The 23044-nt window shown below is 65.2% G+C and carries 21 protein-coding genes and 1 tRNA gene; 11 read left to right on the top strand and 11 right to left on the bottom strand.

The window, feature by feature from the left end:
* Positions 1-11 precede the first annotated feature (11 nt).
* Entirely contained in the window at positions 12-353 is a 342-nt protein-coding gene (locus tag I6F36_RS15050) for a 5-carboxymethyl-2-hydroxymuconate Delta-isomerase (protein WP_036004140.1), read from the bottom strand.
* A gap of 220 nt (positions 354-573) precedes the next feature.
* Positions 574-648, bottom strand: a tRNA-Gln gene (locus tag I6F36_RS15045).
* A 243-nt stretch (positions 649-891) separates the two neighbouring features.
* Here I6F36_RS15045 and I6F36_RS15040 point away from each other — a divergent pair.
* Positions 892-2670: an acyl-CoA dehydrogenase gene (locus I6F36_RS15040; protein ID WP_225139678.1), complete on the top strand. Its 1779-nt coding sequence runs from the start codon at positions 892-894 to the stop codon at positions 2668-2670.
* 107 nt (positions 2671-2777) lie between these two features.
* Here I6F36_RS15040 and I6F36_RS15035 read toward each other — a convergent pair whose 3' ends face one another.
* The gene (locus I6F36_RS15035; RefSeq protein ID WP_225171672.1) at positions 2778-4010 is read right to left on the bottom strand and encodes an MFS transporter; all 1233 of its coding nucleotides are present in this window, start codon (positions 4008-4010) and stop codon (positions 2778-2780) included.
* A 230-nt stretch (positions 4011-4240) separates the two neighbouring features.
* On the opposite strand from I6F36_RS15035, the gene I6F36_RS15030 reads away from it, so the two are divergent.
* From I6F36_RS15030 to I6F36_RS15000, 7 genes are all read left to right on the top strand, one after another.
* Entirely contained in the window at positions 4241-5902 is a 1662-nt protein-coding gene (locus tag I6F36_RS15030; protein WP_225143596.1) for a bifunctional UDP-sugar hydrolase/5'-nucleotidase, read from the top strand.
* Positions 5903-6024: 122 nt separating this feature from the next.
* A complete protein-coding gene (locus tag I6F36_RS15025; RefSeq protein ID WP_109145896.1) occupies positions 6025-6954 on the top strand; it encodes a histone deacetylase family protein in 930 nt (309 codons plus the stop codon).
* 73 nt (positions 6955-7027) lie between these two features.
* Positions 7028-7279 carry an exodeoxyribonuclease VII small subunit gene (locus I6F36_RS15020; protein WP_008132970.1) on the top strand — a complete coding sequence of 84 codons (252 nt, stop codon included), beginning with the start codon at positions 7028-7030 and terminating at the stop codon, positions 7277-7279.
* A 628-nt stretch (positions 7280-7907) separates the two neighbouring features.
* Positions 7908-9836: a 1-deoxy-D-xylulose-5-phosphate synthase gene (gene dxs / locus I6F36_RS15015; protein WP_225127537.1), complete on the top strand. Its 1929-nt coding sequence runs from the start codon at positions 7908-7910 to the stop codon at positions 9834-9836.
* A gap of 218 nt (positions 9837-10054) precedes the next feature.
* Positions 10055-10609 (top strand): nucleoside 2-deoxyribosyltransferase, encoded by a 555-nt coding sequence (locus I6F36_RS15010; RefSeq protein WP_225136514.1) that lies wholly within the window; start codon positions 10055-10057, stop codon positions 10607-10609.
* Positions 10610-10636: 27 nt separating this feature from the next.
* Positions 10637-11371: a TlyA family RNA methyltransferase gene (locus tag I6F36_RS15005; RefSeq protein WP_225150024.1), complete on the top strand. Its 735-nt coding sequence runs from the start codon at positions 10637-10639 to the stop codon at positions 11369-11371.
* Complete coding sequence (locus I6F36_RS15000; protein ID WP_225171671.1) at positions 11364-12611, top strand: methyltransferase; 1248 nt, start codon at positions 11364-11366, stop codon at positions 12609-12611. The genes I6F36_RS15005 and I6F36_RS15000 overlap by 8 nt, the downstream gene beginning before the upstream one ends.
* Before the next feature lie 5 nt (positions 12612-12616).
* On the opposite strand, the gene I6F36_RS14995 is transcribed toward I6F36_RS15000, so the two are convergent.
* Genes I6F36_RS14995 through I6F36_RS14975 form a run of 5 tightly spaced genes read right to left on the bottom strand, consistent with a single transcriptional unit; the run spans position 12617 to position 17550 of the window.
* Entirely contained in the window at positions 12617-13468 is an 852-nt protein-coding gene (locus I6F36_RS14995; protein WP_036004112.1) for an ABC transporter permease, read from the bottom strand.
* A gap of 2 nt (positions 13469-13470) precedes the next feature.
* Positions 13471-14319, bottom strand: coding sequence for an ABC transporter ATP-binding protein (locus I6F36_RS14990; protein WP_225127544.1), 849 nt, complete (start codon positions 14317-14319; stop codon positions 13471-13473).
* Positions 14316-15362, bottom strand: a complete 1047-nt coding sequence (locus tag I6F36_RS14985; protein WP_225171670.1) for an ABC transporter substrate-binding protein — start codon at positions 15360-15362, stop codon at positions 14316-14318. Before I6F36_RS14985 ends, I6F36_RS14990 begins: the two co-directional genes overlap by 4 nt.
* 41 nt (positions 15363-15403) lie before the next feature.
* A complete protein-coding gene (locus I6F36_RS14980; RefSeq protein WP_225171669.1) occupies positions 15404-16618 on the bottom strand; it encodes a CaiB/BaiF CoA-transferase family protein in 1215 nt (404 codons plus the stop codon).
* Complete coding sequence (locus tag I6F36_RS14975; protein ID WP_036004099.1) at positions 16615-17550, bottom strand: hydroxymethylglutaryl-CoA lyase; 936 nt, start codon at positions 17548-17550, stop codon at positions 16615-16617. The genes I6F36_RS14980 and I6F36_RS14975 overlap by 4 nt, the downstream gene beginning before the upstream one ends.
* Here I6F36_RS14975 and I6F36_RS14970 point away from each other — a divergent pair.
* Both I6F36_RS14970 and I6F36_RS14965 read left to right on the top strand, forming a co-directional pair.
* Positions 17527-18549 carry a GntR family transcriptional regulator gene (locus I6F36_RS14970; protein ID WP_225143588.1) on the top strand — a complete coding sequence of 341 codons (1023 nt, stop codon included), beginning with the start codon at positions 17527-17529 and terminating at the stop codon, positions 18547-18549. The genes I6F36_RS14975 and I6F36_RS14970 overlap by 24 nt on opposite strands.
* 83 nt (positions 18550-18632) lie before the next feature.
* On the top strand, positions 18633-19712 hold the full coding sequence (locus I6F36_RS14965; RefSeq protein WP_225171668.1) for a Tat pathway signal protein: 1080 nt from the start codon (positions 18633-18635) through the stop codon (positions 19710-19712).
* Here I6F36_RS14965 and I6F36_RS14960 read toward each other — a convergent pair.
* A complete protein-coding gene (locus I6F36_RS14960) occupies positions 19709-20308 on the bottom strand; it encodes a hypothetical protein (RefSeq protein WP_036004093.1) in 600 nt (199 codons plus the stop codon). The two genes, I6F36_RS14965 and I6F36_RS14960, sit on opposite strands and share 4 nt — an antisense overlap.
* A 111-nt stretch (positions 20309-20419) precedes the next feature.
* On the opposite strand from I6F36_RS14960, the gene I6F36_RS14955 reads away from it, so the two are divergent.
* Entirely contained in the window at positions 20420-21259 is an 840-nt protein-coding gene (locus I6F36_RS14955) for a nucleotidyltransferase domain-containing protein (protein ID WP_225171667.1), read from the top strand.
* Between the two features lie 4 nt (positions 21260-21263).
* Here the strand turns inward: I6F36_RS14955 and I6F36_RS14950 are convergent, their stop codons facing one another.
* Both I6F36_RS14950 and I6F36_RS14945 read right to left on the bottom strand, forming a co-directional pair.
* Positions 21264-21899: a hypothetical protein gene (locus tag I6F36_RS14950; protein WP_036004087.1), complete on the bottom strand. Its 636-nt coding sequence runs from the start codon at positions 21897-21899 to the stop codon at positions 21264-21266.
* 191 nt (positions 21900-22090) lie between these two features.
* Positions 22091-22954, bottom strand: coding sequence for a DUF1194 domain-containing protein (locus tag I6F36_RS14945; RefSeq protein WP_036004084.1), 864 nt, complete (start codon positions 22952-22954; stop codon positions 22091-22093).
* Between the last annotated feature and the right edge of the window lie 90 nt (positions 22955-23044).

The raw sequence follows: 23044 nt of genomic DNA, 5'->3' as shown, positions 1-23044 counted from the left end.
GCGAGCACCCGTCATTTTAGCCGTTTCTTGTAGGCGACCGGGTCCATGTCACGGACATCCACGCTTATGCTGGCCACATCCGGGCATCGCTCTGTCATCGTCCGTCGAAGGCTCGTACTCAGCTCGACCTTCTGGTCGGGCGAGCGACCTTCGAGCAAATAGACAGACAGATGCACGAAGCTGTCACGCTTCCCGGCAACCAGGAAATCGTTGTAGACGCACGCGCGCACCTTGACGTCCTCCGCCTTCATGATACCCGTTCGCCAAGCGGCTTCAAAGAGCGCTTCCATCAAGCCTGTTACGTCGTCGCGAGCGAGCGCCCCTTCCGAATATTCGATCACCAAGTGCGGCATGACGTTGTTCTCGTTTTAGGTGGCGTTCATGAGATGACCTCACCGTCGTAGACCGTTCGCCCCTCAACGTCGCCATCTTTGTCGCGGCGGGTCATGGTTCGCATGGGGAAGGCCCGGTCGGCGGAATCTTTGCCGAGAAACGCCCTGTGCAGCGCAGAGCTGTGCAGCAGCTCCCCAGCCGGGCCGGGTCCGTGGGTGATTTCAGGCTGGGCGGAAGATCTGGCTGGGGCGGGAGGGATCGAACCTCCGAATGGCGGAATCAAAATCCGCTGCCTTACCGCTTGGCTACGCCCCAACAGACGACGAACGGAACGGGCAGAACCGGCACCCGCAGATTCCCGTCGGTCGCAGCCGGTCTATAGGGAGCGGCGCGGCATTTCAACCGCCTGGAGGGGCAAAAAGGGCCCGGCGGCCGACACTCTATTCTGGGCTCCGACGGCCCTGCCCGTTCCGGCCAGCCCATCCGGCGTCCCGGCAGTTGAGACCGCTCCCGTTTCATGGGAATACGGCGCCAATATTTGTTCTCGGGGAGTGAGCCATGACCTACCGCGCGCCGATTTCTGACATGCTGCTGTCGCTCAACCATGGCGCGGGCCTCAAGGCCGCCCTGGAGGCCGGCCATTACGGCGATTTCGACGCCGACATTGCCGCGGCCGTGCTGGAGGAAGCCGGCAAGTTCGCATCCGACGTGCTGGCGCCGCTCAACAAGGTCGGCGACGAGCACGGCATCAAGCTCGAGGGCGCCAAGGTCACGACCGCGCCGGGCTGGCCTGACGCCTACAAGCGCTGGACCGAGGGCGGCTGGAATGCGGTGTCCGGCCCGGAAGATTTCGGCGGCCAGGGCCTGCCGCTCGCCATCAACGCCGCCTGCACCGAGATCTGGAGCGCGGCCAACGTCGCCTTCGGCCTTTGCCCGCTGCTGACGGCGTCGGCGATCGAGGCGCTGGACGCCCACGGCAGCGACGAGCTGAAGCAGATCTATCTCAAAAAGCTCGTCTCCGGCGAATGGACCGGGACGATGCAGCTGACCGAGCCGCAGGCCGGCTCCGACGTCGGCGCGCTGCGCACCCGCGCCGAAAAGCAGGCGGACGGCACCTATCGCATCAAGGGGACGAAGATCTTCATCACGTATGGCGAGCACGACATGACCGACAACATCGTGCATTTCGTGCTCGCGCGTCTGCCCGATGCGCCCGCCGGCACCAAGGGGATCTCGCTGTTCCTGGTGCCGAAGTTCATGGTCAACGCGGACGGCTCGCTGGGGCCGCGCAACGACATCTATGCGAGCGGCGTCGAGCACAAGCTCGGCATGCATGCCTCGCCGACGTGCACCATGACCATGGGCGATCATGGCGGCGCCATCGGCTATCTGATCGGCGAAGAGAACCAGGGCATGCGCTGCATGTTCACGATGATGAACCAGGCCCGCCTCGGCGTCGGCCTGGAGGGCGTCGGCGTTGCCGACCGGGCCTACCAGCAGGCCCTGTCGTATGCGCAGGAGCGCCGCCAAGGCCGCGCGGTAGGCAAGAAAGGCGACGGCTCGGATGCGATCTTCGTGCATCCCGACGTCAAGCGCATGCTGATGCGGATGCGGGCCCAGACCGCGGCCGCCCGCACCATCTGCTATGCGACGGCTGTCGCGATCGACGTCTCGACCCGCGCCAAGGATCCGACGGTGCGCGCTGAAGCCGCCGCACGCGCGGCGTTGCTGACGCCGATGGCCAAGGCCTATTCCACCGATATCGGCAACGAGGTCGCCTATCTCGGCGTGCAGGTGCATGGCGGCATGGGCTTCATCGAGGAGACCGGCGCGGCCCAGCACTACCGCGATGCCCGCATCACCGCGATCTACGAGGGCACCAACGGCATCCAGGCGATCGATCTCGTCACGCGCAAGTTAGCTGCCAATGGCGGCGCGTCGGTGTGGGCGCTGCTCGACGAGCTCTCGGCGACCGTCAAGCAGGTGGAGGCCTCCAACGATCCCGCCTTCGGCACCACCGGCACCAAGCTGCGCGAGGCGCTGGAGGCGCTCACGCGCACCAGCAAATGGCTGCTGGAGCGCGTTGCCTCCGCGCCGAACGACGCGCTTGCGGGGGCGACGCCCTATCTGCAGCAATTCGGCTCCACGCTCGGCGGCTGCCTGCTCGCCTCCGAGGCGCTCGCCGCCAAGGCCGAAGGCCTTGGCGACGCGCCACGCTACGTCGCGCTGGCGCGCTTCTTCGCCGAGAACATCGCGGTGCAGGCGGGCGCGCTCGAGCGCACCGTGACCGAGAGCGCGGAATCGGTCGCAGCGGCGGATGCGGCGCTGCTGGGGTAAGGTGAGCGCCGCAAACGCGACATCGTAGCCCGGATGGAGCGTAGCGAAATCCGGGAAAGTCTCACCGCGGATACAGCGGTCCCGGATTGCGCTGCGCTCCATCCGGGCTACAAAGCTGCGACCTGAGCCCTTCTCCCCGGCCGCCACAGCACCACGCCCGCCGCGGCGAGATCGAGCACCACGCAGATCGCAAACGCCGTCGTGTAATTGCCCGTAACGCTCCGCACGAGACCGACGACACCGGGGCCGAAGGCGCTGACGATGCCGCTGATCGAGGTGCCCAAGCCCACCGCGGTCGCGAAGGCCGAAGCACCGATCTCGCGCTGGATGATCAAGGGCGGGAACGTGATCATGTTCCCCATCGAGAAGCCGTAGACGGCGCAGCAGGCCAGCAGCACGGTCGGGCTCGTGCTTTGCAGAGCCACGAACAGCGCAGCCGCCTGGCTCGTCATCGAAACCGCACAGGCGAGCCGGGCATCGAGCCGGTCGACGAACAGGCCGAGCGAGAGGCGCCCGACGATCGCCATCGCCGCCATGATCGTGACGGCAAGCCCTGCGGCGGAGCGGCCGATCAGCGGCTCGAGAAACGTCACCTGGTGGACGATGAAACCCATCTGCGCCAGCAGCGCGAGCGCGATCGGCAGCACCATGGTCCAGAACGCCGCGTTGGCGAGCACCGCCTTGCGCGAGCGAACCGGCGCTGAGGAGCCGGAGGAACGTCCGCCCGCTGCAGGCGCCATGCCTGCGGGCCAGCCGATGAAGGTCACGACCGCCGGCAGCACCAGCACCATCATCGCGAGGGTCGCCGCCAGCATCGCGGAACGGAAGCCGATGCTGCCGGTCAGCGACAGCAGCAGCGGGACGAGAATGATGCCGCCGCAAGTCGCGCCGTTGAAGGCAAGGCTGAGCGCAAGCCCGCGCCGCTGCTCGAACCAGGAATTCAGCACGGTCGCGATCACCACCGTGCCCATGCCGGTCCAGCCGACCGACATCAGCGCATAGGCGAGATAAAGCTGCCAGGGCGTCTGCACCAGCGCCAGCAGCACGGTCGAAGCGCCGAGCGCCGACACGCCGCACAGGATCAGCGCGCGCAGCCCGATGCGCTCGAGCAGGTCATCGGTGAAGATGACGAGCACGGAGGTCAGGAGAAACGAGAAGGTGCTGGCCGCGGAGATCAGCGTGCCCGGCCAGCCGTGAGCGCGCTGCAACTCGGCGAGATAGACGCCTTGGCCGTAGAGGCCGAAGCCGAACATGAAGAAGGCCATCAGGAAGCACGCCAGCACGACCCGCCAGCCGCGATAATACGGTGAGGATTCGTCGATCCGGGGGGCGGCAATCATGAATCTGACGGTCTGTCTGAAGCGAACGGGGCCGGATCGTGCCCCACAACCAGCGGTTTTTCAAATGAAACATTGTAGCTAATTGTTGCGGCACGTAGCGGACCTGGCATTCATCGAGCGGCATGGCTCGTGCGATGATGGGATTGTCGGGGGAACGACGCTGCGCGTGCCTCAAAAATGACGACAACAACCTTCGTGAAATCTTCGCGCCGAACGAATAGTCTAACTCCATGCGACATCTTCTCCGCCTGGCTTGCTTCGTCCTCGCTCTCACCGGCACCCTCCCTGCTGCGGCCCAGAGCGCAGCCCCCGTCGAGCTGCGCATTCTCGCGATCAACGATTTCCATGGCCATCTGCGGCCGCCGCCGGGCGGCATCCGCATCAACGACCCCGAGGACAAGTCCAAGAAGGTGACGGTGGCGGCCGGCGGCGCCGAGTACATGGCGACGCTGCTGAAGCAGCTGCGCGAAGGACACAAGAACGCCATCTTCGTCGCCGCAGGCGACCTGATCGGCGCGAGCCCGTTTCTGTCGGCGATGTTTCACGACGAGCCCTCGATCGAGGCGCTCTCGATGATGGGCCTTGCGATCAGCTCGGTCGGCAATCACGAATTCGACGAGGGCAACACCGAGCTTCTGCGCATGCAGAACGGCGGCTGTCATCCCGTCGACGGCTGCCAGGGGCCGCATCCCTTCACGGGCGCCAAATTCCGTTATCTCGCGGCCTCCACCGTCGAGACCGCGACCGGCAAGAGCGTGCTGCCGCCCTACGAGATCAGGGAGTTCGACGGCATCCCCGTCGGCTTCATCGGCCTGACGTTGAAGGAGACCGCCGGCATCGTCTCGCCCGCGGGCATCGCCGGGCTCGAATTCCGCGACGAGGCCGAGACGGTGAACGCGCTGGTGCCGCAGCTGAAGTCGCGCGGCGTCGAAGCGATCGTGGTGCTGATCCACCAGGGCGGCGAGCCCGCCGGCGACTACAATGAATGCCCTGCCATCACGGGACCGATCGTCGACATAGTCAGGAAGTTCGATCCTGCCGTCGACGTCGTCGTCAGCGGCCACACCCATCGCGCCTACATCTGCGATATCGACGGGCGGCTCGTCACCAGCGGCGACAAATACGGCACACTCGTCACCGCGATCGACCTCAAGCTCGATCCTGTGACTCGCGATATCGTCGCCGCCAAGGCCGAGAACGTCATCGTCGCCAATGCTTCGCTGGCCAGGGATCCCGAGCAGACCGCGTTGATCGACGCCTACGACAAGCTCTCCGCGCCGATCGCCAACCGGCCCGCCGGCTCAGTGACGCAGACATTGTCGCGCGTGCCGAACGAGGCCGGCGAAAGCGCGCTCGGCGATATCATCGCCGACGCGCAATTGCTCGCAACGCGCGATGCGAAGGATGGCAGCGCTGTCATCGCGCTCACCAATCCCGGCGGCATCCGCACCGACATCGTTCCAAAGGAGAACGGCGCGATCACGTTCGGCGACGTCTTCGCCAGCCAGCCGTTCCGCAATCGTCTTGTCACCATGACGCTGACGGGCAGCCAGCTCAAGGACTTGCTCGAGCAGCAATGGCTGGACCCGAAGCGGCCGCGGATTCTCCAGGTGTCGAACGGCTTCAGCTATACTTGGGATGCTTCAAAACCGTTCGGCGAGCGCGTCAGCCTCGAGAAGATGACGCTGGGCGGCAGGCCGATCGAGCCGGGAAGCGGCTACCGCGTCACGCTCAACGATTACCTCGCCGTCGGCGGAGACGGGTTTACCGTCGCCAAGCAGGGCACCGCGCCACAATACGGCGGTTACGATGCGGACGCGCTGTTCGCGTTCTTCCGGGCGCACGGGCCGGTCGGTCCGCTGCCGCCCCGGCGCATCCTGCGGGTGAATTGATCCGGATCAAGCGGGCAGCCCTTTGCCATTCCCGGCCAAGCGCTTAGATTGGATTTTGCATTGCGTTTTGGCGCCGGATGCGCCAACGACGGCAAAAGCCCGTTTTCCGTGAGGCCGACCTGATGAGCACGCTTCTCCTTTCCCACAAGGCCTGCCTCGACCATGTCACGCCGCCGGGACACCCTGAGAGGCCGGATCGCCTGCGCGCGGTGGAGGAAGCGTTGTCGCATGAGCGCTTCCAGTTCCTGGCGCGCGAGGAGGCGCCTGAGGGCGATCTCGATCTCGTCACGCTCTGCCACAACGAGCATTACGTCACCGAGCTGCGCCACATCGCGCCCACCAGCGGTCAGGTCTACATCGACGGCGACACCTCGATGTCCCCCGGCACGTGGGAGGCGGTGATGCGCGGCGTCGGCGGCGCGGTTGCGGCGACCGAAGCGGTGATGGCCGGCGAGCATCGCAACGCCTTCGTCGCGGTCCGCCCGCCCGGACATCACGCCGAGATCGGCAAGCCGATGGGCTTCTGCTTCTTCGACAACGTCGCGATCGCCGCGCGCCACGCCCAGCGCAAATACGGCATCAGGCGCGCGGCCATCGTCGACTTCGACGTGCATCACGGCAACGGCACGCAGGACATCTTCTGGTCGGACCCGACCGTGATGTACTGCTCGACGCACCAGATGCCGCTGTTTCCGGGCACCGGCGCCAAAAGCGAGCGCGGCGATCACGACACCATCGTCAATGCGCCGCTCGCCTCCGAGGACGGCGGCCCGGAATTCCGCGTCGCGTTCGAGAATCTGATCCTGCCGCAGCTCGAGAAATTCAGCCCGGAGCTCTTGATCATCTCGGCCGGCTTCGACGCGCATTATCGCGATCCCCTGGCTTCGCTCAACCTGCGCGCGGAGGACTATGCCTGGGTGACGCGCAAGCTGATGGACCTCGCCGACAAGACCGCCGGCGGCCGCGTTGTTTCGGTGCTCGAGGGCGGCTATGACCTGCAGGGACTGAAAGAATCTGTTACGGCGCATGTCGGCGCCCTGATGGGCGCTTGACCCACCCGCCACATTACGCCCGTAAAACTCTGCTTTCTCAAAGGTGAAGCGAATCGGGCAATCGGAAACGGATATGGCCGAAAACACTCAAGTCGACGTCTCCAGGCTCACCTTCGAGCGCGCGATCGAGGAACTCGAAACGATCGTGAAGCGGCTCGAGGACGGCAAGGTGCCGCTCGAGGAATCCGTGACGATCTACGAGCGCGGCGAGGCCCTGAAGCGGCGCTGCGAGGAATTGTTGCGCCAGGCCGAGGCGCGCGTCGACAAGATCACCACCGATGCCAGCGGCCAGGCCACCGGCACGGCCCCGCTCGACGTCCAGTAATAAGAGTGCTCTCCCGCTCAGTCTTCTGACCCCCGCAGGGCCGTGCAAGACCGCGACGCAGGTCCGCGTAGAATGTCTTCGCGGTGAGCGTGGCCGCTGCGTCCTTATCGCCGTGCGCAGTTCCCGGCCGTCATGCGGTTCCCTGGCGGTGGATACGTCCCTGCCTTCGAATCGGGTCGTTGAGAGCTAGAAAAGCCCATACTCGGGCCAAAAAGCCTGCCAAGAACCGATCAAGGCCGGAACCCCTTACCGCGCCCCGAGGTTAACCACTTCTGGTCCGCGAGTTGCACCTGCATACCCCTAATCGGCCCAGCGGGTTGGCTTTGGCCTAAGCTTTGGTGTAAAGCTGCGCGGAGTGTGGCTTTTTGTAAGCCTTGCGTGGGCACCGATTACCGACGACAAGTGCTTCAAACTGCTGATGAAATTGGCTTGGGACGGACGAAGCCGATCTAAGTGACAGGGATCACAGAGACTGAACCGGAGCACACTTAAGCTTACCTAAGCTTGAAGGCGGGGCCTTGCCCCGTGCAGGTGGCTCCGACGGTTATAGGACTCGCGCTGCGCCGATATTGTGCAAACCCATCGCGCACCGGAATGACCTTCCGGTGCTGACAAATTGGAAATCGCCGTGAACGCATACAGTAAGACGCCGCTTCTCGACACCATCCGGACGCCGGAAGATCTGCGCAAGCTCAAGGTCGAGCAGGTTCGCCAGGTTGCCGACGAGCTGCGGCAGGAGACCATCGATGCCGTCTCGGTGACCGGCGGTCACTTCGGCGCGGGCCTCGGCGTGGTCGAGCTCACCACCGCGATCCATTACGTCTTCGATACGCCGCGCGACCGGCTGATCTGGGACGTCGGCCACCAGGCCTATCCGCACAAGATCCTCACCGGCCGGCGCGACCGCATCCGCACGCTGCGCACCGGCGGCGGCCTGTCCGGCTTCACCAAGCGCAGCGAGAGCGACTACGATCCGTTCGGCGCGGCGCATTCCTCGACCTCGATCTCCGCCGGCCTCGGCATGGCCGTGGCGCGCGACCTCTCCGGCGGCAAGAACAACGTTATCGCCGTGATCGGTGACGGCGCGATGTCGGCCGGCATGGCCTATGAGGCCATGAACAATGCGGGGGCGATGAACTCGCGCCTGATCGTCATTCTCAACGACAACGACATGTCGATCGCGCCGCCGGTCGGCGCCATGAGCGCTTATCTGTCGCGCCTCTATTCCGGCAAGACCTATCGCACGCTGCGCGATGCGGCCAAGCAGATCAACAAGCGCCTGCCCAAGATCCTCGCCAACCGCGCCAATCGCGTCGAGGAATATTCCCGCGGCTTCATGATGGACGGCGGCACGCTGTTCGAGGAGCTCGGCTTCTACTATGTCGGCCCGATCGACGGCCACAACCTCGACCATCTCCTGCCCGTGCTGAAGAACGTCCGCGACATGGAGACCGGTCCGATCCTGGTCCACGTCGTGACGCAGAAGGGCAAGGGCTACGGCCCGGCGGAAGCCTCCGCCGACAAGTATCACGCCGTCGTCAAGTTCGACGTCGCGACCGGCACGCAGGCCAAGGCCAAGCCGAACGCGCCGGCTTATCAGAACGTGTTCGGCCAGAGCCTCGTCAAGGAAGCGCAGAAGGACGACAAGATCGTCGCCATCACCGCGGCGATGCCGTCGGGCACCGGTGTCGACATCTTCAACAAGGCCTTCCCCGACCGCACCTTCGACGTCGGCATCGCCGAGCAGCACGCGGTGACCTTTGCCGCGGGCCTTGCGACCGAAGGCTACAAGCCGTTCTGCGCGATCTACTCGACCTTCCTGCAGCGCGGCTACGACCAGATCGTCCACGACGTCGCGATCCAGAGCCTGCCCGTCCGCTTCGCCATCGATCGCGCCGGCCTCGTCGGCGCCGACGGTGCGACCCATGCCGGCTCGTTCGACAACGCCTATCTCGGCTGCCTGCCCAACATGGTGATCATGGCGGCGGCGGATGAAGCCGAGCTGGTGCACATGGTGGCGACCCAGGTTGCGATCGACGACCGTCCGAGCTCGCTGCGCTATCCGCGCGGCGAAGGCCGCGGCATCGAGATGCCCGAGGTCGGCATTCCGCTCGAGATCGGCAAGGGCCGCGTGATCCGCCAGGGCAGCAAGATCGCGCTGCTCTCCTTCGGCACCCGTCTCGCCGAATGCGAGAAGGCCGCCGACGAGCTCGCCGCCCACGGCCTGTCGACCACGATCGCCGATGCGCGCTTCATGAAGCCGCTCGACACCGAGCTGGTCCTCAAGCTCGCGCGCGACCACGAGATCCTGATCACGATCGAGGAAGGCTCGATCGGCGGCTTCGGCTCGCATGTCGCGCAGTTCCTGACCGATCAGGGCGTGCTCGACACCGGCATGGTCAAGTTCCGCTCGATGGTGCTGCCCGACGTGTTCCAGGATCACGACACCCCGGCCGCCATGTACGCCCGCGCCGGCCTCGACGCCAAGGGCATCGTGGCCAAGGTGTTCGAGGCGCTCGGCAAGGATGTGAAGACCGAGACGGTCAAGCTGGCTTGATTGTCGCGGCAGACGCTGAACCCCACCTCTCCCGTAGGGAGAGGTCGGATTGCTCCTGGCGATGCGAAGCATCGTCCAGTGCAATCCGGGTGAGGGGCTCAGATCCCACGTGAGAGCGTAACCCCTCACCCGCGCCTTTGGCGCGACCTCTCCCCTTGGGAGAGGTTTTGCACCGCCAACGTCGCGGCAACTCCGATGCCTTCTCAATCGGTCGTGCGATGAAAATCTATCTGGCAGGCCCCGACGTGTTCCTGCCGGATGCCGTCGAGATCGGCCGGCGCAAGGTCGAAATCTGCGCCGCGCACGGGCTTACCGGGCTCTATCCCCTCGACAACGCGATCGACCTCACCGCGCGCGACGCTTCGCGGCAGATTTTCTGCGGCAACGAGGCGATGATGGACGCGGCCGATGCCATCATCGCCAACCTCACGCCGTTCCGCGGCGCCGGCGCCGATCCCGGCACCGTCTACGAGCTCGGCTACATGGCCGGCCGCCGCAAATTCTGCCTGGCTTATTCCAACGATGGCGCCGCCTATGCCGACCGCCTCAGTCGCTTCATGGAGGTCACCTCCGAGAACGGGCGGCTGGTCGATGCCCAAGGGCTGACGGTCGAAGATTTCGGCCTCGTCGACAACCTCATGATGATCCATGCGCTGGAGCTGCACGGCTGCCCGCTGGTGACGCCGGCCACTATGCCGACCGACGTCTGGCACGATCTCACCGCGTTCGAGACTTGCGTCCGGATGGCGGCCGCGCGATTGATCGCTACATAAGCTTTTTAGTCGTCCGTCGGAGATCCGATGCCCCCTGCCCGCAAGCGCGCGGATGTATTGCTGGTCGAGCGCGGCCTGTTCGAGAGCCGGGCGCGGGCCCGCGCGGCGATCGAGGCCGGCCTCGTCACGGCCGACGACAAGCAGGTCGCAAAGCCGTCGGAGACGATTGCCGAGGACGCCGTGATCCAGGCCGAGCCGGCGCACCCTTACGTCTCCCGCGGCGGCGTCAAGCTCGCCGGGGCGCTGGAGCGGTACCCGATTGAGATCGAGGACCATGTCTGCCTCGACGTCGGCGCATCCACCGGCGGCTTCACCGAGGTGCTGCTGGCGAACGGCGCGAGCCTGGTGTTCGCCATCGATGTCGGAACCAGCCAGCTGCATCCCTCGCTGCGCGATCATCCCAAAATCGTGTCGATGGAGGAGACCGACATCCGCAGCTATGAGGGCAAGCGCCTGCCGGCGCGGCCCGATGTCGTCGTCATCGACGTCAGCTTCATCTCGCTGAAATCAGTGCTGCCGGTAGCTCTGTCGCTGGCAGCCGCGCCGATGAGCCTGCTGGCGCTGATCAAGCCGCAATTCGAGGCGGAGCGGAAGCACAACAAGAAGGGCATCATCCGCGATGCCGCCGTGCACCGGGAGATCTGCGACGACATCGCAGCCTTCGCGGCTTCGCTCGGCTGCACCGAGATCGAGATATTCCCCTCGCCGATCACGGGCGGTGACGGCAACATCGAATTCTTCCTGGGCGCGCGCCGTGGTTGAGCGCATCACGATCGATCATGTCGGCCATCGCGGCGACGGCGTCTGCCTCGACGCCGGCGAAGCAATCTATGTGCCCTATACGCTCGGCGGCGAGACCGTCGAGGTCGATCACGTCGCAGGCCATCATCCCGACCGGCGCAAGCTGCTGGCGGTGGAGGTCGCAAGCCCGGAACGCGTCGAACCATTCTGTCCGCATTTCGGCGTGTGTGGCGGCTGCGCAATCCAGCATTGGGCGAACGAGCCGTATCGGGCCTGGAAGCGCAACATCGTGATCGAAACGCTGGCGCAGGCCGGCATCGATTGCGAGGTGGCGCCGCTGGTCGACGCCCACGGCGCCGGGCGCCGGCGCATCACGCTGCACGGCCGGTTCGGCACGCACGACATCCTCAAGGTCGGCTTTTCGGCTGCGAGCTCGCACGACGTCATCCCGATCCATCGTTGTCCGATCCTCGATCCCGCGCTCGAGGGCGCACTCGACGCCGCCTGGGCACTCGCCGAGCCGCTGACGTCCAAGATGGCAGTGACCAAGCCATTGGATATCCAGGTCACCGCGACCGCCAACGGGCTCGATGTCGACGTGCGCGGCTCGGGCCCGCTGCCGACGGCGCTGGTCACGGCGCTGTCGCGCGTCGCCGAACAGCACCGCCTGGCGCGGCTGACCCGGCATGGCGAGCTGGTGCTGCAACGCCTGCCGCCGACGGTGAGGATGGGCCGCGCCGAGGTGACGCTGCCGCCGGGCTCGTTCCTGCAGGCGACGGTGGCGGGCGAAGAGACGCTTGCGGCACTCGTCGCAGAGCGCATCGGCAAGGCCAAGGAGGTGCTCGACCTCTTCTGCGGCGTCGGTCCGTTTGCGCTCAGGCTCGCGGAGAAGGCGCGCGTTGCAGCCTATGACAGCGACGCCGGCGCCATCGCGGCGCTGGCGAAAGCTGCGCGAACACCTGGCCTGAAGCCGATCAAGTGCGAGCCCCGCGATCTGTTCCGCCGCCCGCTGGTGCCGCAGGAGCTGCGGGACTTCGACGCCGTGGTATTCGACCCGCCGCGCCAGGGCGCGCAGGCGCAGGCGCTGAAGCTTGCGGCGAGCAAGGTGCCGGTCGTGATCGCCGTGTCCTGCAACGCCGCGACCTTTGCCCGCGACGCACGGCTCTTGATCGACGGCGGCTATCGGCTGGAGTCCGTGGTACCGGTCGACCAGTTCCGCCACACGCCGCATGTCGAGCTGGTGGCGCGGTTCAGCCGCTGAGCGGGCTACGCCGAAGCCTCGAATTGCGGCTGCCATCGCAAGAGGTAGGACTGCAGCGAACGCACCGCGATCGCCAGCAGGATGCCGACGAACATCATGACGAAGATGGCCACCATCATCTCGCTGGCATTGGCCCGCGCCTCGGCTTCGATGATGAGCTTGCCGAGACCGCGTTCGGCACCGATGAACTCGCCGACAATGACGCCGATCAGCGCGAAAGAAACGGCCGGCAGGAGCGAGGCAAACACCCAGGCGAGCGCGGACGGGATCACGACCGTGCGCAGCACCGTGAATTCGCTGGCGCCGAGCAGGCGGGCGGCAGCGATCTGGTCACGGTCGACCGCACGCGTTCCTTCGAAGGTATTGAAGAACACCACGAAGAACACGACGAGCCAGGCGGTTGCGATCTTGGAGAGGTCACCGAGGCCAAAAATCAGGATGACGAGCGGGACCAGCGCAATGCGCGGTATGGAGTTGAGCGCCACGATGTAGGGGCTGAACACGCGAGAGAGGAAATCGGAACGGCCGAGCACCAGGCCGGCCGCGATCCCGCTCGCCGAGCCGAACAGAAAGCCCCACCAGGTGTTCTTCAACGTGACGAGTGTGGCAAGCCATAGATTGTTGTCGCTGCCCTTGATGCAGGCGGTAAAGCCGGTCGCGTCTGCGAAGCACCCAAGCCGCAAGAAACTCTGCCAGATCAGCGACGGCTTGGCGACGAAATAGGGATCGAGGATTTTCGGCACGTAGGCCTTCGGCAGCAACGTCTTGCTCCATTCGAAGCCCCACTGCCAGACGACGAGAACGACTGCGAGAATGGCCAATTGCCAGAACAGGATGACGGTGCGGCTGTTGGACATGATCAGTCGGCCCTGGTGCGGCGGAATTCTTCGCCGAGGGAATGCCAGATGTGGGAATAGAGCCGTGCGAACTCGGCCGTCTCACGCACGGCCACGGGATCGCGCGGACGCGGAATGGCGACGTCGAAGTCTTCCTTGAGACGCCCGGGGCGCGCCGAGAGCAGAATGATGCGGCTCGCCAGCGTCAAGGCTTCGCCGAGATCGTGAGTCACAAACAGAACGGTCTGCCGCTCGCGTTCCCAGATCTCCAGCAGCGTCTTGTGCATCTCGAGCTTCGTGTGGGTGTCGAGCGCGCCGAACGGCTCGTCCATCAGCAGGATCTCGGGCTCCAGGATCAGCGTGCGCATTAAGGCGACACGCTGGCGCATGCCGCCGGACAGCATGCGCGGGAAGCTCTGCGCAAAGCCTGCAAGGCCGGCCTTCTCGATGGCGGTGGCAACGCGCGCGGCGCGCTCGCTCTTTGGCACTCCCGCGATCTCCAGCCCATAGCCGATGTTCTGCTCCACGGTCCGCCACGGAAACAGCGTATCGCGCTGGAAGACATAGCCGACCCTGGGGTTGACCTCGCCGGTCTCGACCGTGTCCTGGTCGATCAGGATGCGTCCGCCGGAGCGCGGCAACAGCCCCGCGACCATATTGAGAATGGTGCTTTTGCCGCAGCCGGATGGACCGAGCAGCGCGACGAACTCGCCCTGCTTGACCTCGAAGGAAACGTCATCCACCGCCACGAACTCGCGTCCGGACGCGTTGAAGCGCTTGGCAAGACCCTGTACGGCGATGCGCGTGCGCGCAGCCGCTGCTCGATCCTCGTCGCGCGCGAGCGCGAGGCTCTGGCTTGGCGCGGCGATCATTTGTATTTCGCCCTGGCCGCCTGAAGGAAGCTCATGTCGACCGCATCCTCGTACCTGGTCTCGGGAATGTCCGTGCCCTTGCGGTACCAGGGCTTGGCGCCGCGCTCGAACGACGCCTTGTCGATGACGCCGTCATAGGCCCAGGTCGACTTGTCGAAGCCGAGCTCGGCGCTGACGGCATCGGGATCTATCCCTGAAAAATACTTCGGCGTGACCAGCGCCTGCACCTCCGCGAGCGGCGCCGCCTTCACAAAAGCCATCGCCCGGTAGATCGCGTTGACGTAGGCCTGCACCATCGCCTTGTCCTGCTGGACCGTGTCCTGGAGCGTGTAGATCACCAGCACGGGCAACGTCCCGCCGAAATCCTTCTCGAACACGCCAGGCTTCGACGTGTCGTAGATCGTCCGGCCAAAACCCTTCTTCTCGACCTCGACGATCCAGCTCGGCGGCGCCACGATGGCGTCGAACTGCTTGGTCTGCAGCGATGGGAACATCGTGTTGGGCCCGCCGCCCGCAACCCAGTTCACCTTGTTGCCGAGCCCACGCGCTTCGAACACATAGGTGCCGTACACCCAGGTGCCTGACCCGATGGCGGTCGCGGCAACGATCGGCTTGGCGCCGTCGGGGCGCTTGTAATCCGCGAGCTTCTCGATCGAATTGATGCCGCTCTCGTAGAGGTCCTGCCGGACCACGATGTTGGCGTAGGAGCATACCATCTCGGTCGCGAGCAGCATCCTGCAGGGCTTGCCGCGCGCACCGAGCTGGAGCGGATGGCTGGCATCGCCGTGCGCGAACAGCGCCTGCCCCGCCGCCAATGTCTGCCGGCCGAACGTACCGGCATTGCCGGTAACGAGCTTGGAATCGAGTCCTTCGTCCTTGAAGTACCCCTTCAGCTCCGCGATCATGCCGATGGCGTAAACCGGCGACACCGGCCCGAAAGCGAGCGAGACCTGCTTGGCCTCCGCACGCAATGGCCCCGGCAGCAGTGACGCGCCGGCCCATGCAGACCCCGCGAACAGCGCCTGGCGTCTAGAAATGCTCATGTGATCCTCCTCCCTTGGTTCTTGTTCAATCGCGCGGTCCGTCAGGACGGCGGGACCTTGATTGTCCCTGCTTGTCGCAGCTGTTCGATCTCATCCGGCGACATCCCGATCTCGCGCAGGATCTCGCCGCTGTGCTCGCCGATACCGGGTGGATCGTAGCGGTTGGACAGCCGCTTTCCGTCCATGGCAATCGGCAACAGCGGTGTCTTGACCTCATTACCGTCAGGCAAACGGATGTCAGTCAGGCCGCCGGATTGGTTGAGATGCGGATCATCGAAGAGATCGCCGGGCTTGTTCACCGGTGCGTAGGGCAGATCGAGCTGCTCGAGCCGCGCGGCGAGATCGGCCTTGTCCCATTGCTTGAAGATATTTGCGATTTCCGGGATCAACCAGCCGCGATGATCGACCCGGTCATTGCTGGTGGCAAAGCGTGGATCGGAGAGCCAGGCTTCGCGATCGAAGGCGCGGCAGAACGCTTCCCATTGCTCTTCACCGACGATGGTGACGAACAGTTTCGAACCATCCCTGGTGTCGAAGAGGTCGTAGACGGGCCACGGGCTGTCCTTGATCGAATAGGGGATCGATGGCTGCCCGCTGACCACCTCGCACATCATCGCCTGGGCCATCAGGAACACGTTGTTCTCATACAGCGCACTCTGGATGTAGCGGCCCCGGCCGGTACGCTGCCGCTCGGCGAGCGCGGCCTGGATCGCGATCACACCGAACATGCCGCCCATGACGTCATTGACCGAGGCGCCGGCGCGCATCGGCCTGTCGGGCAAACCGGTCATGTAGGCGAGGCCGCCCATCATCTGCACGACTTCGTCGAGCGCCAGGCGGTTCTCGTAAGGACCAGGCAGATAGCCCTTGAGCGAGCAATAGATCAGGCGCGGTACGAAAGCCGCGACGCTCTCGTAGTCGAGACCAATCCGCTTCAACAGGCCCGGCCGGAAGTTCTCGATCAGCACGTCGCTGTGCTCGAGCAGTCTGCGTGCGATGTCCTGGCCCTGCGCTGTCGACGTGTCCAGAGCGATGCTGCGCTTGTTGCGGCTGTAGGTCGCAAAGAAGCCGGCGGCAGGTCCCTTGAAGGCGCGGGTACGGTCACCCTTGGGCGGCTCGACCTTGATCACGTCGGCACCGAGATCGGCCAGGATCAAGCCGCAGCTCGGCCCCATCACCATCTGACTGAACTCGATGACCCGAAGGCCTGCCAACGGACGAAGCTCAGATCCCGTCTCACGCACAGCCATGGTCATGCCGCGCTCCGCAGGAGCTTGGGAATTCCGGCCTCGTGCAGATGCCCGGTCAGATGGTCTGCGGGGATGTGGCGGGCGAGAATCTCGCGGGTCTGCATCAGGCGGTCGAGGTCGATGCCGGTGGAGAGCCCCATGCGCTCCAGCATGAACACCAGATCCTCGGTGACGATGTTACCGCGTGCGCCCGGAGCGAAGGGACATCCGCCGAGGCCGGATACGGCGGCATCGAAACGGCGAATGCCCGCTTCAAGGCCGGCGACGGCATTGGCCAGGCCGGCGCCGAGCGTATCGTGCAGATGCAGCCGCAGCGTCATTTGCGACCCGAGCTCGCGCTGCACCGCCCCGACGATCTGCCGGATCGATTTCGGCGTCGCATAACCGACGGTGTCGGCAAGCCCGATCTCGTCGGCACGCGCTTCGGCAAAAGCGCGCGCAACCCGGCACACCGCCGCTTCGCTCACCTCCCCTTCCAGCGAGCAGCCGAAGGAGGTGGAGATCGCCCCCATCAAGCGCGGCCGCTGCCCCAACGGCTGGGCGTCGATCGCAGCGCGGACTGCGCGAAACCCCTCGACCTGCTCGTCGACCGAGCGGCGCACGTTTGCGCGGTTGTGCGTCTCGCTGGCCGAGATGACGAAATAGACGGCGTCGACGCCGGCGCCGATGGCGCGCTCGGCGCCCTTCGGGTTCGGCACCAGCGCACCGATGAGAGTCGATTTGTGCATGAGCGCATGCGCCATCACCGCATCAACGTCGGCGAATTGCGGCACGACCTTCGGCGGGACGAACGACCCGGCATCGATCTCGCGTATGCCCGCGGCGGCGATCATGTCGATCAACGCGCATTTGGCCTCGGTCGGAACGAAGATGTCCAGGTTCTGAAGACCATCGCGGGGCGCGACCTCGCAAATGTGGACATCGGGCTCGCGGGCCATGTGGGTCTCCCTGGGGACGATTGTATATTATTGCATAAAAGAACAATCCATGAGACAGTCTGTCAAGCCCTAAAACTTGCGTGCACTGCAATGAGCGCCACCGACAGTTCCCGACCGCGCAGCGACAAGAACGGTTCCGAGCGGGCCGAGCAGCTCGCCGGCCTGATCATGGCGCTAGCCCGCCGCGAAGGCATGAAGGCCGGAGACCGCTTGGTCGAACAAAGGCTTGCGGATGCGCTGGATCTTTCACGCGCGCCGATCCGGCTCGGCCTGAAGGCCCTGGAAGCGGCGGGGCTGGCGCGCGGCGAGCCGCATCGCGGCTTCGTGCTGGCGAAGAATCCGACCAGCGGCGCCGCCCAACCGGCGCTCGCGGCCGTCAGGCGCGGCGAGCAGGTTTATACGGCCATCGCAGGGGACGTGCTCGCGAGCCGACTCCCAGCCGACGTCACGGAGGCGGAGCTCTTGCGCCGCTATGATCTGAGCCGCGCGGAGTTGCAGCGGCTGCTGGACCGTATCGCCGCCGAGGGCTGGATCGCACGCCTGCCCGGCTATGGCTGGCGTTTCGCGGAGACGGTCTCGAGCCCCGAAGCGCAGGCGCAGGCCAAGGCGTTTCGCGCGGTGATCGAGCCGGCGGCGATCGCACAGCCCGGCTTTGCACTACCCCAGGAGGTGATCACACGCCTGCGTGAGCGCCAACAGCGGGTCTTCGACGGCGAAATCGAGAAGATGACGATTGGCGAGATCTTTCACTCCGGCTGCGAATTCCACGAGGAGATCATCCGCGGAACAGGCAATCCATTCTTCCTCGAAGCGCTCAAGCGTGTGAACTCGATCAGGCGCCTGTTCGCCTATCGCAGCTTCGCCGATCGTGACGGCATGAGGCGGCACGTGCGCGAGCATCTGCGCCTGCTCGACGTTCTGGAAGCGCGGCGCTACAGCGAAGCCGCCGACCTGATGGCCCGGCACCTGCAGCGTCCGCTGGTCGCCGGCGTATCGTGATCCTGCCGACCTTGATTCCGGTCAATCTTCTCGGCGCCGCCTGGCGCTAAGAATGCTCATCATGGGGTGTGGAGCGGAAGTCCGTGGCCAACCGGCGACAATTCATCACGACCGCGCTCGGGCTTTCTGCGGCAGCGATCGGCAGCCCTTCCGCCGCGCTGGCGGCGATGACCTATGACGAGGCCATCAACGCGTCACGGGCTCCGCTGCGAGCAGCGCCCAGGGATCGCGAGCTCGTCCGGTTTGCGACGCTTGCGGCCAACAGCCACAACACCCAGCCGTGGATCTTCGCCGTCCGCGGCAATGTCATCACGATTGCGCCTGACGTCGCGCGGCGCTGTCCGGCCGTCGATCCCGACGATCATCATCTCTTCGTCAGTCTCGGCTGTGCCGCCGAAAACCTCATCCTCGCCGCGGCCACGCTGGGCTGGCGCGCCGATCCGGTCGTCGACGGCGATCGCATCGTGATCACGCTCGACGAGGCCGCTCCTGCCGCATCGGCCCTGGCCGATGCAATTCCCGTCAGGCAATGCACCCGCGCGGCCTTCGCCGGCAAGCCTGCCGCGCCCGAGATCCTGCGCCAGCTCGAGAACGCCTGCCGGCAACCCGGCGTCGCTGCGATCCTGATCACCGAGCGTGCCGGAATGGCTGAGGTCGCCGACTATGTGCTCGAAGGCAATTCGGCGCAGATGCGCGACAAGGCCTTCATGCGCGAGCTCGTCGACTGGATCCGCTTCAACGAGGCAGAGGCGGTCGCGACCATGGACGGGTTGTTCGCGCCCGCATCGGGAAATCCTGCGCTGCCGTCCTGGATAGCCCGGCCGCTTCTGAAGCTGTTCTTCACCGAAAGCGGAGAAAACAAGAAATATCGCGAGCAGCTCGACAGCTCGGCCGGTGTCGTCGTGCTTGCTGCCGATCGCAGCGACACCTCGCACTGGATCGCGGTCGGCCGCGCCTGCCAGCGCTTCGGCTTGCAGGCGACCGCACTGGGACTGAAATATTCCTTCGTCAACCAGCCGGTCGAGGTCGCAGCACTGAGGCAGCAATTCGCGACCCGGCTCGGCCTCGGCGAACGACGCCCCGACATCGTGATGCGCTTCGGCACCGGCCCAAGCCTGCCGAAATCGCTGCGGCGTCCACCGGAGCTGGTGATGCGATCTTAGCGCCGAAGGCCGCTCAGCGCCGGCGATTCGCCGGGCAGCATGTTCGATCTGATATCGCTGTCCATGCGGCCCGAATCCTGCTGGGTGTAGCCGACGCCGAACGACAGGCTGAGATTTGAGGTCGGCTTGAATTCGACACCCGCAAACCCGCCATAGCCGGGCGCGGCGGTGGAGGTGAGCGGCGCCAGCGAGCTGCCGATGCCGTTGCCGTATTTCAGCGTGTCGAAGCCGGCGAAAAAGGTGACGGGCATGCCGCCGCCGGTCTTCATCTGATAGCCGAATTGCGTGCTGTCATAAGAAAGCGCGCTGAAATTGCCGAGCGAGCCCGCCTGGTTGAAGCCGCTCAATCCGAGATTGCCGCGTTCGCGACCGATGAAGAAGCCGTTCGCAGAGCTCGTACGCCAATCGGCCTCTCCGGCGTTGAAGCCCGCAAAGTTGCCATAGCTGTCGGAGCTCAGGCCGGCAGCGCCGCCAAGGCCGAAAGGCCCGCCGGGAATCCAATATCGCAGCGGCGCCACTTGCGCGTGAACCGGCGCTCCGCCGAGGCAGAACACGGCGAGAGCTGCAAGAGCGCATGAGCGTGCAAGGTCGAACATTCTGGCTACCGTCTAAAAGCCCCTAAAACTATACTCCTCGACCATCATCAATGCCAGCGGAGTGACCGCGCCGGCCCTCGCGGCCACAGGTCTTTCGGGGAACCGCACCTGATGCCGGACGATCCGCTGCTCACCCGCCTGACATCCGTTCTTGCCGATGTACCTGGCGTTCAAGCTGTCGTGCTCGGCGGCTCTCGCGCGCGGGGCCGCGCGCACGCGGCCTCGGACTACGATATCGGACTCTATTTCAAGTCAGCGCTGGACACCGGACGGTTGCTGGCCGCCGCGAAGACGATCGCGGACGATCCCGCCGCCACGACGGTGACACCCGTCGGTGAATGGGGCCCGTGGGTCGTCGGCGGCGCCTGGCTTTCGGTGGAAGGCCGCAAGGTCGACCTGCTCTACCGCGACGCCGACGCGGTCGAGGCCGTCATGGAATCCTGCGGCGCCGGGGCGGTCACCATGGACTACCAGCCCGGCCATCCGCACGGCTTCTGCTCAACCATCTGGATGGGCGAGATCGCATATTGTCAGCCGCTGCACGATCCGCACGGAATGATCGCCCGGCTCAAGTCGATCGCGCTTCCCTATCCGGAGCCACTGCGCAGCGCCCTGATCCGGCGCTTCCAATGGGAAGTCCTGTTCAGCATCGAAAATGCCGAGCTCGCGGCCGCACGCAACGAAAGGACCCATGTCGCGGGATGCCTCTACAGGTCGCTCGCCTGCGTCGCGCAGGTACTCTTCGCGCTGAACGAACGCTATCTGATCAACGAGAAGGGGGCGCTGCAGGAGGCAGCCGGCCTGCCGCTGACGATTCCACACCTGGTGGAGCAGGCCGACGAAATCTGGCGACTCGTCGCTGATGGCGGTTTCGCACAGGCCTGCGCAGTGCTGCGGCAGGTCGACCGAGAATTGAAGGCGCTGGCTCACCCCGGCGGAACAGCGCTGTAAAGGGTTATGCGGTCTTGTCGACCGAAGACGACGAATCCGCCGGCGGATATTTCGTCACCGGCACCATGAAGGATTTGGTGCCGACCTGGTAGATGATCTTGCCGTTCTGCCCGTCGTCGCTTGCGATCTGCGTCTGTCCGAACATGATGACGTTCTTGTAGACGAAGCCGGTGCCCTTGCGGGTGACGCCGTCGGTGGTGACGCTGACCTCGGCCTCCTTGCCATTGACGGACAGCACCTTGAAGCTCGCGCTCTTGCCGTTCTCGCTGGAATAGCCGCCCCAGCTTCCCATCAGGCGGCTGTCGGACGCGGGCGGGTCCTGCTTTTGCAGATTTGCAGTCTGCTTGCCGACGCCCCCGAACGAGAACAGCATCACCATGTTCTTGCCGTCCTTGGTGCCGACCGTGACCCCGCCGAAGGTGATGAGCGTGCCCTGAACCTCGCCGAAGCCGCGCTCGGTGCGTCCGTTGTGGGTGTACTCGACCTGCGCCCGGGCGCCGCGGATGTTGACGACCTTGAAGCCGACGGGCTGGTTGTTGCCCACCCAATTGCCCTTCCAGTCGCCGAGCAGAGCGCTCTGGCGATACAGCCGCTCGTTGGCGGGCGAAATCTGGCTGGTGCTCGATGTGACGATGGCCATTGGATTGCTCGGACGGGCCTCACAAACCCGCTTTCGCTGGCTTGGGCAGGTCAGGATGCCGGCGGGAACGAACAGTAACGATGCGATTAGGGCCACGCACCCGTTAACGAGCCGTTAAGCGCGCGCGTCGGCCGGGCGGGCAAAAGATCTCAGCCGGAACTGGCGTGATGCCACCGGAAAAAACCGCCCCCTCACCGCCCCCAGCGATCGGACCAGATCTTCTCGCCGATGAGGCAATTGACGCGCGGCTCCTTGTCGGCAACCGGCATCACGGGCCGCTCCGGGGTGCGGCCGGCGATTTCCATCAGCAGCTTGGTGCGGATCGCTTCCTTGAACTTGTCGCGCTCCTTGATCGTGATGACGAAGGACCCCGGCCCTCCGATGACGCAGTCCTCGTAATAAAGATCGAGATTGTCGATATCCATGGTCGAATAGGACGGCTCCTTGACCATGATCGGCAGGCCGTTGATGACGATGCCTTTCTCCAGCGCGGCGTCACGCGCCATCGTGACCGGGCCGCCATTGTTGTTCGGACCGTCGCCGGAAATGTCGATGACACGGCGCAGGCCGCGATAGGGATCCTCGTCGAACAGCGGCATCGCGAAGTTGATCGCGCCTGAAATCGAGGTGCGCGAAGCGCGCCGGATCGGCGTCTTCATGATCTCGGCGGCAACCGCGTCCGCCGTCTCCGGACCATCGATCAGCCGCCAGGGAATGATGATCTTCTGGTCGCTGGAGGCGGCCCACTCGAAATAGGTCACTGCGATGCGGCCGTTCGGGCCGAGCTTCAGCGCCTGCAGGAACTCCTTCGACTGGATCGCCTGTGCATAGCCCTCGCGCTGGATCGCGAGCTCGTCCATGTCCATCGAGTAGGACACGTCGACCGCGAGGATCAGCTCGACATCGACGCTCTGCGCGTCCTTGTCGGCCGCAAGCCGCTGCGGTTGAGTTCTGGGCGATTCGAATTTGGGTCCTGGTGCCGCGATGCCCGCGACGTCCCCTCCGGCGAACATGCCGGCCACCAGCACAGCCCCGATCGAGAACAGCAAACGCATCGCAGTCTCCCGTCGTATGACGCGATGGTGACATGCAATCGGCTTGCCGCAAAGGCCGAAGATCGCTTGTGCTTCACATTCGAGTTAGGA

It is taken from the genome of Bradyrhizobium sp. BRP19 (assembly GCF_020194195.1).
Classification (GTDB): domain Bacteria; phylum Pseudomonadota; class Alphaproteobacteria; order Rhizobiales; family Xanthobacteraceae; genus Bradyrhizobium; species Bradyrhizobium yuanmingense.
The sequence above is the reverse complement of the archived record's forward strand: the minus strand, read 5'-3'. Positions and strand labels throughout refer to the sequence as shown.